A 10198-nucleotide genomic window follows, 5' to 3' on the forward strand; every position below is an offset into this window, starting at 1 on the left:
GGGGACGACAGCTCCGGCAAGCCTGCCAGGAACTGAGGTGGGGTGGGGCGGTGCAGCGCCGGGGCAGCGCCCTCGGTCAGCAGCGGGGCGGGCGCCGAGGAGGATCCGGCGTGGGAGCGGGCAGGCCGGACCGGGCTGTTCGATGCGGGTGTCGCATGGTCACGCCGTCGATCCCGGGCGGCGAGCGGCAGACCAGCACTTCAGGGTGGCCGCGCAGTGTCACCGTTGTCGGCAGGCGGCCTGCTCGAGCAGCCAGTTCTGGGCTGCGTCCAGGACGGCGTCCTGGTGGCGGGCCGCCGGTCGGGGGTCCTTGACGACTTCCTCGTCCGGCGGGATCGGGGCGTCGTAGGTGCGGCCCGTGCGGTCTGCGTCCTTGACCCCCGTGATGAAGAGCGTGGCTCCGTCGGACAGGCGGTAGGAGGCGTTTCCCGTCGGGACACCGAAGGTGGGCTCACCGAAGGAGCGGGTGTTTGGGCGTCCGCGGAAGGCCACCGCGACCGCCTCGCCCGCGCTGGATGTCCGCCGGCCGGTCAGGACGGCGACCGGTGGCCTGCTGGTGGCGAGGGGCCGGCCGCCGGTGCTCCAGCCCTGCGACTTGCCGTCCAGGTACGGGGCGCCGTCCTTGATCGACCACACGGACTTCCTGCCGTCCGCGTCGACGAACATGCCCGCCGTGCCGTCGCCCAGGATCGGTCCCGCCACGGCGAGCACGGGCCACATGCCGCCGCCCGTCTCCGGCCTCAGGTCCACCACCCAGCCGCAGGCTCCCGCGCCGTCCGCCTTCGCCACGGCGGCCCGGCCCTGCCGTACGTACTGGTCGTATGTCTTCTGGGAACCGTCCACGCCGGGAAGGGCGACGTACCCTATGCCGTTCTTCAGGGAACGGGCCCGCGGCGGGTCGGAGGAAGGCGCCGAGGAGTCCAGGGTTTCCTTGCTCTGTTCCGGGCTCCAGAAGGTGCTGTGCCCATCGCCCAGAGCCCCCAACGCCGACTCGATCGCCCCGTAGGTGTCTGCGGGCTTCTGCGCCCCGCGGGCCTGCGCAAACGCCTTGCTTCGAAGGTGGTTCCAGTCGATCCGGTGACGGAGCAAAGAGTGCTCTTCCATCATGCTCAGCGCCTTCGACAAGTACGTCCGCGCCGCGGGGGCCATGTCGTCACCGGCTGAGTCCTGCGCGCCGCTTGTGCATCCCGTCGCCGCGACGACAACTCCGGCCAGTACCGCACATGCCGGCATGCGCAGCGAACGTCCCCGACCCATCCGCCTCCAAGCTCTCGTCACGGGACGCAACCCTAACGTTGACGATCAACGGTGACGAACTCACAGGACTGGGCCATGATCCGGGCGCCCTTGCTACCCGCGGACGCGATGGCTGCCTCACGGCCACCGCGTTGCAACGGGTCACAACATCCTGACGATGTGCAGGCGCGCCTTGCCGTCCTGGTGGCCAGCCGCGACTTGACCGATGCGCTGGCACGCACACACCCAGATGACCGAGCGGCGGCAAGGCTCCGCGGCAAGCTCGTGCGGTACCCCATCCGAATGAGCACCAGGCCAGCTCCCTTCGGCCTCTTCGCTGGCGTCGGCCTGGTGCACTGGCCGAGACAACGGACCTCGCTCTGGAGGCCACACCCATCCGGACTCACACCCGTCCGGACATGGAGTGGCTCTCCAACCTGGTTATGCGTCTGGAGCGGCAAGGCCCTTAGACCGTGTCCTATGTGGTGAGGCGGATCAACCGCTTGTAGCAGCACAGGGCTGCGGCGAGTCCGAGAAAGGCCAGGTAGGTGGCTCGGTGGGCGGTGTTGTGCTCAAGCGGGTGTGGGCAGGGTCTCGAAGAGGGACTCCACTCGGCCGGCGAGGTCGAAGAGGGCGATGTCCTCGCCGTGGGCGGCGTCGATCTCGAGGCCGATGGGCAATCCGTTGGTGCTGAGGCCGATGGGGATGCTGATGCCGGGCAGGCCTGCTCCGCTGGCGGGGATGGTGTTGTAGGCGAGGAACCGTTCGTCGACCTGGTGGCCGGCGATGGTGAGACTCGAAACGTGCTCGATCAGGGGCGCGGGGCAGGGTGTGGTCGGGAGGAGCAGTGCGTCGGCCGCGTGGTGGGTGAATACCTGGCCGAGTCGGCGCTGGAGTTGCGGACGTTCGGTGGCCAGGGCCGACTCGTAGCCTTCGTCGGAGAGGTAGCCCGGCCCGCCCGGGACGACGACCTGGCTCCAGATCGCCTTGAGCTGGGGCTTGATGTCGCTGTAGATCTCATCGAACGTGACGGGGAAGTTGTTGCGGGCGACGAATTGCGTGACCGCTTCCCGCATCTCGCGGAAGAAGAAGTTCCACGTCAGCCGGTTCGCCGTATCCATGAAGTCGTCTCCGAGGTCGACTTCGACGACGTCGGCGCCAGCGTCGCGAAGGCGTTCGAGCGCGGCGGTGAAGTGGGCAGCAGTCTCGGGATCGATCACGTTCATGTACTGCCGAGGGGCGTGGGCGAAGCGGACCCCGCGCAGGTCGGAGCGCTGCGAAGTCGGGGCGGTGGTGTTCCGGGTGACGATCTGGTCCAGCAGCGCGCAGTCCTCGACGCTGCGGGCGAGGATGCCCGTGGTGTCGAGGGTGTGGGAGACCGGAGCGACACCGCCTCCGGGCCAGCGGCCGTTGGTGGGCTTGTAGCCGACCACACCGCACAGGGAGGCGGGGACTCTGATGGAGCCCACCGTGTCGCCTCCGGTCGATGCGGGGACGATGCGGGCGGCGACCGCCGCCCCGGAGCCGCTGGAGGACCCGCCGGGGACGTGGGCGTGGCTGTAGGGGTTCTTCACCTGGCCGTATGTACTGTTATGCCCGGTCAGTCCGAAGGACATCTCCACGAGATTGTTCTTGCCGAAGACGATGCCCCCGGCGTCTTGGAGTGCGACGACAACGTCGGCGCCATGCTTCGGAACGAAGTTCTTGAGGTTACTGACGCCGAGCGTGGTGCGCACACCAGCGGTGGCGTAGCTGTCCTTGATCCCGATCGGGACGCCGAGGAGGGGAGCAACGGCACCTGCGGCGCGGGCCTTGTCCGCCTCCTGCGCCGCGGTCAGCACTGCGGACTCGTCGATGGTGATGAAAGAGTTGAGGTCGGCATGCTTGCGTGCGCGCCGCAGAAGTGCGGAAGCGTACGCGACGGATGTGATATCGCCGTTACGGATCGCGGCAGCAGCTGCCGCTACGCCGAGCTCGACCAGCTCGTCATCACCCGACGCCGCACCGGCGGTCGCTGTCTTGTCCTGCATGGTGTCTCCTCGAATGCGAGCAAGTCTCGCCAAGCGATCAGCTTTTCCGTTTTGCGGAAGTCGGCCCTGCAGGTCGATCGCGACAGGAACTGCTGGATGTACACCGGGCAGGGAAATGGACTACCTGCCCGAAAATCGCGGTATCTGCGCCTTTTCCGCCTATGCATTCCCCCCTTACCGGGCATGCGCTGCAGCGGCGGAAAGGGCAGGCGGAACGATCACGCCCAGGACCTTCAGCAGGTCGACGACCTTGTGATCCAGTTCCTCGCCGACGGCGGCGATGTCAGGAACGTCGAAGCTGGAGAAGTGGGTGCTGGGCTGGTCGATGGAGAACAGTGTGGTGCCCTGACGGTCCTGATGGATCGTCGTACGCAGCGGGGCATAGAGCATCACCCCCGGGTCGTGCCGGTACATGCGCTCGGCGATGGTGTGATTTCCCATCAGGTAGGTGGCGCAGAGTCCCGGGTTGCCGGCTAGCCGCATGGTCGCCCCGACGTCGGCGCTCCAGAACCGCATGAAACCGTGCGGAGCGTTCTCCGCGGCGGCAGCGAGCACGGTGTCCCAGCTCGCCCGGTCCGCGCGGAGCTGCGCCATCCGATCAAGGTCCAGTGCCGGCACAGCAGCTTCGTACCGAGCCCGGAAGTCATCGAAGGACGTTCCGGTGTCGATCGACCACCGGACGACTTCGTGGGAAGTTGCGACGAAGTTCTGGGTGGACATTTTTGTCCAATCTTTCGTATTGACAAGCATAGAGAGAGGTGGAGCGCCCAGCCACGCCAGGTGTCCGACCGCACACTTCACGGCCGCTCCCGGGCCGCCCCGGCACCATCAGGCAGTCCGCCGGCTCGACCGTCCCGATCCACAGCCGGGCCGGCGTACGCCGTCCGAACACGAGGGATGCCGTGCGACTGCCGAGTCCGTGCGTCGTTGCAGCCGAGCCGGTCAACCACTTTTCTGCGGTAGATCGCGAAGCCCGGCGAGGGCAGCCGCCACACAGCCGCCGGGCACGGCCGGCGGTCAGGCAGCGTGTGCACTCTCCACCAAGTAAAGCGTTCGTTTTACTTAACTGAACGTAGCACGCCCCTCCAGGGAAGTAAAGCGATCGGTATACTTGTGCCATGGCAACGACTGAAACGGCGGCCGGCACACCTCGACGAGGCGGGCGCGGGGCGCGGGAGCGCATCCTGCGCGCCGCCGTGGAATTGTTCGCCCGCGACGGCATACACGTCACCGGCATCGCGAAGCTAACCGACGTGGCGCAGGTGTCGACTCGCACGTTCTACCAGCACTTCCCGAGCAAGGAGGCATTGGTCAGCGCCTACCTGCGGTATGTCGAGTCAGACCCGGAAGGGCCCGTGCACGGTGAGGCCGTCCTGGAGCGCACCGACCTCAGCGCGCGCGAGCGTCTGCTGGCGCTGTTCGCCGACTCGCCGCCAGCCAAGGTCATGCGCGGCTGCCCACTGCACAACGCCGCCGTCGAGGCCGCCGGGACAATGCCCGAAGCGGCAGCGCTGGTCGAACGTCACAAGAGAGGGTTCCCCCAGCGCCTGATCGAACCCGCCGCCGAGGCGGGCGCGCACGAGCCGGAACCCCTCGGACGGCGGCTCGCCGTGCTGTTCGAAGGGGCCAACGCCCTGTCCACCTCCCTCAATGACACGCTTCCGTACCAGGACGCCCGGGAACTGGCCAGGGTGCTGATCAACCAGGCAACAGGACCCAACTGACGGCGCCTCCACTCGCCACACCCGTCAACCGGTCTGGCCGGTGTCAGCTCGCGGCTCCGCCGACTGCTGCCATGCCCCAAGACCGCCATCCAGCCTCACCCGGCCGGCCCCCAGGACAGCCGCGCCATCCATGCCCGCAGCAACTGGCTCGTGGCGCCTGTCCGCCAGTCGGCGCCACCCCACCTGGTGCGGGAGCCGTCACCCGCAAGTGGGTGACAGCCATCCCCGGTCGTCGGCCTGCGGCGGGCGTGAAGAAACCCCGCCCCTGATAGGTCAGGGACGGGGTTCGTCTCGAGCGCCGGGCAGGCCTTGCACCTGCATCTCCCCGCAGGAAGCGGGGCGTCTTTCCTTGGACCACCAACGCACCGGCCCGCCAGACCGGAACCCGGCCAGCGCGCTCAAGATCAACTATACCGGATGCACCCATCGAGGCGCTCCGCCCGATCAGGGTTCCCGTCATGTCCCCCGGCCGCAGGGGCGGCGCCTGCCCAGGGCGCTCGCGTACAGGGGCCGCCCGAGCTCCTGCGTCCTGTCACCACAAGGCACCACCACGCTAAAACGCACCGGCCAACCACCCCGGTCCAGTACGCCCGACAGGTCAGCCCCACTGTGGCCGGCGCGGCGACCACACCGCTCCGGCCCGGCCTCGCGAACGGTGTGGTCGCCGTACACCGCACCTGGAGGGCCACACCCGCACCCGGGCTTGGATGTCCACCGTTCCGGTGCGTCGCGTCATGAGGCGTGGCGGAAGACGGCGGCGGGGCCGATCGAGCTGGGCCCGTACTTGTCGCGGATGCAGTCCATGGTCTCTTCGGCGACCAGGCGTGCCTCGCGGGCGGAGTCGAGGCTGATCTGCTGGGCGGCCTGGTCGGCGTCGATGAGGTCGGCTGCCTTCAGGGTGATGCCGGTCAGGCGGCCACGCTGCAGGCCGGCGGCATCCATCAGCTGGTAGGCCAGGGTGCGCAGGTCCTCGTCGTGTCCGGACGGTTCGGCCAGGCGGCGGGTCTTGTGCCACGTGCTGCCGGGGAACTGCAGGGTCAGGGTGAGGGCGCGCGCGGCCTGGCCGCGGCGGCGCAGCAGCCGGCCCAGCCGGACAACGAGGTCGAGGAGGGCGGCGCGGACGGTGGCGCCGTCGAGGGTGTGCTGGGGGAGGGTGTGGTGGACCGTGGCGGTGGCGGGCAGGGCGCGGGGTACGACGGGACGGGGGTCGATGCCGCGGGCCCGGTCCGCGGCCTGCCGGCCGGCCCTGCCGCCGAGCAGGCGCTGAACGGTGGCGGGTGGGACGGCGGCGAGCAGGCCGACCGTGTGGATGCCGTAGTCGTGCAGGGCCTCGGCCTGGCGGGGGCCGATGCCGTGCAGTGCCTTCACCGGCAGCCCGGCCAGCCAGTCCACGGCCTCGTCGGCGGGCACGGTCAGCACGCCACCGGGCCGGGGGATCTGGGCGGAGGCGGTGGCCGCCACGGTGACCGTCGGGCCGATCCCGACCCGCACGTCGATCCCGAGCCGAGAAATCGTACGGATCCGCAGCATCTCCCCCAGCCGGTGCGCGTCGGTGCCGTAGTAGGAGGGGGCGCCTTTGAGTCCCCCCAGTGCGGCGGTCGGCGGGAGCGCCTGCCCCCCCGGCGACAGGTCCGCCAGCAGTCCCAGGCCCTGCCGGTAGCCCTCCTCGGGCAGGCGGTCCGGGCAGCGCACATGCATCACCGTCGGCTCCTTTCCCGCCGGCCCCGCCGTGCTGGCCACCACGACCACCTCCCACCGACCACCATATCGAACATATAATCGAACATGCACGGTGGAAGATGCACGGGCGGATCACGACCTTAGAATCAAAAACATGTTCGATGACCTGCCGCCCGACCTGGAGCGCCTGCAGACCCTCAGGGTCTGGCACGCCATGTGGCTGGCACGCATCGACCGCAAGATCGCCGCTATCCGCACACGGCAGGCCGAGACCGAACGCGGCCGCCGCAACCGGCCCCGGCCCCCGGAGTGGATCGTCGAACTCGGCATCGGCAACGGCAGCCCGCCCGTGCAGGTGCACGCCGGCGACTCCCCCCTCCCCGGCAACCGCCGCCGCCCCGCCAGCCGCGACGAAGCCCGCCGCCCCCTGGCCGCGGGCCTGCCCGCCTGCAGCCACTGCCAGCCCGACACCCGCCTGCACATCCTCGACTTAGCCACCCCGACCGGAACAGCAAGGACCTCCGGCTACCCGACGACCACACGCCGGAGGTCTCACTCCTCCTCCGGCCATGTCGTCACCGTCTCCCCGGTCTCCTCGTCGACCAGGGTGATACGGACGCCGTGGAGATTTCCGTACTCGCCGATCCAGCCGGAGAACTTCCGCAACGCTGTCGTCTCGCTGGCCCACCGGCCCTGCATCACCGGCCGGCCACCGGCAGTCAGGGTGAGGCGGTAGCGCTCGCCGGACATGCCCTCAGGATGGCAGCCGCCTGCGGGGTGCACGGTGTGCCGCGGCATGTCGCGCTTCGAGCACCGCCGAGGGCGCCATCCCCTGCCCCCACTGCCAAGCCGGACAGCGAGCTGGGCTTCCCCCGACGGTCAGGCGCTGCGCGGCCGGCGGCCCGTGGTCTTCTTCGCGGCCTTCTTGGCCGGCTGCTTCTTCGCCGCGGCTTTTTTCTTCCCGGCGGGCATCTCGTGGACCTCTGCCTCCCCCTGGTCGCCGCGGGCCTCTTTGGCGGGCGGTCCCTGACGCCATGGCACTGCTGGACCACACCCGCAAAGGCGGCCGATACGACATCGTCGCGCACCCGTGGCTGCCGGACATCCTGTGCAAGAAGACCGCGCGCGGCGCGGACGAGATCTGGGAGGCCCGCCCCAAGTGGACCCGCCCCGAGCTGCCGCCCGGTGAGCACCAGGTGACCGCGCTGGACATCAACGGCGCCTACCTGTCCGCGCTCAAGACGTGGCTGCGGCTCGGGCAGCTGGAGCACACAAGCGGCAACACCCACCACCGGCGCCGCTCCGGCTTCCATCTGATCACTTCGCCCGCGTGGGAGCACGAGGCGGTGCTGCCCAACCCGATCGGGGCCCGCGACGAGCCGGGGCCGGTCTGGGGCGGCGAGCCGACTCTGCGCCAGCTGCTGCGCCCTCTCGGGTCCGAAGTACGGTCTGTGCGACCCGCCCGTCATCCACGAGTCCTGGACGTCCGGCGCCATCAAGACCCTGCTGGAGAAGTTCCGCATCCTGCTCAAGGACGCCCGGGACAAGGCGATCACCGAAGGCGACGAGGTGACGCTGGAGTACGTGAAAGCGATGTACAGCAAGTTCGTCTCCACACTCGGCGAGTCCCACTACAACCGCGAGATCTACCGCACCGACTGGATGCACCTCACCCGCTCCCAGGCCTTCGCCAACCTCTGGATGAAAGCGTTCAAGGCCTACGACGAGGGCCTGACCATGGTCCACGCCATGGGCACCGACGAACTCCACGTCATCGGCGACTGGCGCGCCGTCTTCCCCGAAGGCCGCACCGTCACCGAGGTGAAAGTCAAGGACACCTACACCCTCACCATCGAGGCGTGACCACCCCAGCGGACAGGCGGTGCAGTTCACGCTGCCGGCACCACCGCAGACCTGTAGTCGCGCGTGCCGGCGCGCTCAAGGCAGCCTCGGCGTCGGCGACCGTGGCGTAGACCCGCAGGACCTGGCCGGCCCCGGTCATCTCCAAAGCCGGCGCACCGTGCCCGGGACGCAGGCCAGGGTCAACGCCACCTCGCACCTGTCCGCTTCACGACGGGCCCCCTACAGCACGTTCCGCCCTGCGGAGTCGCAGAACGTCACGCCCGTCATGTCCAGCACGACGCCTGCTCCGCGCGGTCGACCACGTGCGTCAGCCGTTCGCACAGTTCCAGCTGCACCGTGTAGTCCATGCCCCGCGCACCGGCCGTCCCGGCAACCGGTCCCTGACGACGCCGCCCACGCCTACTCCCGCTCGTTGCCTTCCGGCTCCACACCCTTCAGGCACCCTGTCCGGCCGTATTGCATCCGCACAGGCGTGGACGTGCGCACATACCGCTGTTCGGCGAAGACCCTGCCGCGCCATGAGCCCTACGCCGTGGTCGGCGGGGCTAACGGACGTCTGCGAGCACGGGCTTGCGGAAGGGATCGTCGGCGTCCGGTGCGCGGACTGCATATGTCGTCCACCAGATGGCCTTGTCGGTGACGTGCTTCACGTAGCAGTGGTGCTGTGTGGTTGCACCCGGTTCCACCATCATTACCGCCGGCATGCGATCACATGCCAGCCTCATCTCCTTGTGATTTTTGAGGCGTTCGTGCGTCTCCCACAGTTCCTGGAGCACCTGAGCGCGGACCAGCGGGATCTTCCTCGCTTCGATGGTGAACGTCTGCACCTGTTGCCCCTCGTAAGAGCCCGCCTGAGAGTGGCCCATGGCGACGTCATAGGTGGCTTCGACGTTTCTGTGCGGGTCTGCGGCATTGCTTGTCCGCACCAGGCAATGGAATTTGCTGTAGTCCGCCAGGCTCTTGTCCCGGCAGTTGACCCTGATATCGGCCTGGGGGTCACCCAGTCGCGGATAGAAGTCCGAAACGATGTCACTCTCCACCGAGTCAGAGCCGTCCTCCGGCGCGTTCAGCCAGTGTCCTGCGGGCTTGGCGTCCGGCTCGAAGCCGTCCGGCGGGGAGTTCAGCTCGATCACCGACTGAGCTTCATACGGTGGCGGGACGTCGGCCACCTCGTCGTCCCTGCTGTTGAGCAGGCCGACGACCAGGCCGACGATGACGAGCACCAGGAGCAGGCCGCAGCCCAGGGGCACTACCGTGGACTCCAGATGGGCCCGCCTGCTCTGTCGTCTGCCAGGCATGGCGCCTCCCCCACTCGCGCAGAACTTCTGAAGACACCGTACGGGGCCTCTTGCCTCTACTGGCTCCCTACAGGTCATACCGCGGGTCCCGATACCCACCGCACTCCCGCCAGTTCGACCGCCGACTCGTGAACCGGAACGCCCCAAAGAGGCCCGACGAAGCGCAGGTCGTCCTCATCGGCCCGAGGATCGAACCGTGGGCGTTCTCGCTCGGCGCCACTGTGATGCAGTCACAGGGCCGAGTAATTGTCAAGACTTGTGGGTGAGTTGAGTTTCAGGCGGCTTCGAGGTCCTCGACGAGGTGGCCGTTTTCGAAGCGGGCGCCGGAGCGGACGAGGGCGACGAGGTGGGGTGCGGTGACCGCCCG

8 protein-coding genes and 1 pseudogene are annotated in these 10198 nt (G+C 68.8%); 4 read left to right on the plus strand and 5 right to left on the minus strand.

Translation table 11 applies throughout. From position 1 onward, the window contains the following. Window positions 1-219: 219 nt before the first annotated feature. The gene (locus GV126_RS04525) at window positions 220-1149 is read right to left on the minus strand and encodes a S41 family peptidase (RefSeq protein ID WP_159662900.1); all 930 of its coding nucleotides are present in this window, start codon (window positions 1147-1149) and stop codon (window positions 220-222) included. Between the two features lie 216 nt (window positions 1150-1365). Between GV126_RS04525 and GV126_RS37430 the strand changes: the two genes are divergently transcribed. Beyond that, window positions 1366-1725 (plus strand): lantibiotic dehydratase, encoded by a 360-nt coding sequence (locus tag GV126_RS37430; RefSeq protein ID WP_369123902.1) that lies wholly within the window; start codon window positions 1366-1368, stop codon window positions 1723-1725. Between the two features lie 83 nt (window positions 1726-1808). On the opposite strand, the gene GV126_RS04535 is transcribed toward GV126_RS37430, so the two are convergent. Together GV126_RS04535 and GV126_RS04540 are read right to left on the minus strand one after the other, a co-directional pair. Continuing rightward, a complete protein-coding gene (locus GV126_RS04535) occupies window positions 1809-3266 on the minus strand; it encodes an amidase family protein (protein ID WP_159662902.1) in 1458 nt (485 codons plus the stop codon). Between the two features lie 174 nt (window positions 3267-3440). Continuing rightward, a complete protein-coding gene (locus GV126_RS04540; RefSeq protein WP_159662903.1) occupies window positions 3441-3986 on the minus strand; it encodes a DUF302 domain-containing protein in 546 nt (181 codons plus the stop codon). A 398-nt stretch (window positions 3987-4384) separates the two neighbouring features. Here GV126_RS04540 and GV126_RS04545 point away from each other — a divergent pair, with 398 nt between their 5' ends. Beyond that, entirely contained in the window at window positions 4385-4990 is a 606-nt protein-coding gene (locus GV126_RS04545) for a TetR/AcrR family transcriptional regulator (protein ID WP_159662904.1), read from the plus strand. Window positions 4991-5722: 732 nt separating this feature from the next. Here GV126_RS04545 and GV126_RS04550 read toward each other — a convergent pair. Further along, window positions 5723-6688, minus strand: a complete 966-nt coding sequence (locus tag GV126_RS04550; protein WP_159673313.1) for a DNA polymerase Y family protein — start codon at window positions 6686-6688, stop codon at window positions 5723-5725. 136 nt (window positions 6689-6824) lie between these two features. Between GV126_RS04550 and GV126_RS36235 the strand changes: the two genes are divergently transcribed. Beyond that, window positions 6825-7406, plus strand: a complete 582-nt coding sequence (locus GV126_RS36235; RefSeq protein WP_236569876.1) for a DUF6233 domain-containing protein — start codon at window positions 6825-6827, stop codon at window positions 7404-7406. Window positions 7407-7686: 280 nt separating this feature from the next. Then, window positions 7687-8533 (plus strand): annotated as a pseudogene (locus tag GV126_RS04565) (transcriptional regulator); the annotation flags it as partial. Between the two features lie 545 nt (window positions 8534-9078). Here the strand turns inward: GV126_RS04565 and GV126_RS04570 are convergent. After that, complete coding sequence (locus tag GV126_RS04570) at window positions 9079-9756, minus strand: hypothetical protein (RefSeq protein ID WP_159662905.1); 678 nt, start codon at window positions 9754-9756, stop codon at window positions 9079-9081. Window positions 9757-10198 lie beyond the last annotated feature (442 nt).

Origin of the sequence: Streptomyces mexicanus (assembly GCF_902506575.1) — a bacterium.
Classification (GTDB): domain Bacteria; phylum Actinomycetota; class Actinomycetes; order Streptomycetales; family Streptomycetaceae; genus Streptomyces; species Streptomyces mexicanus.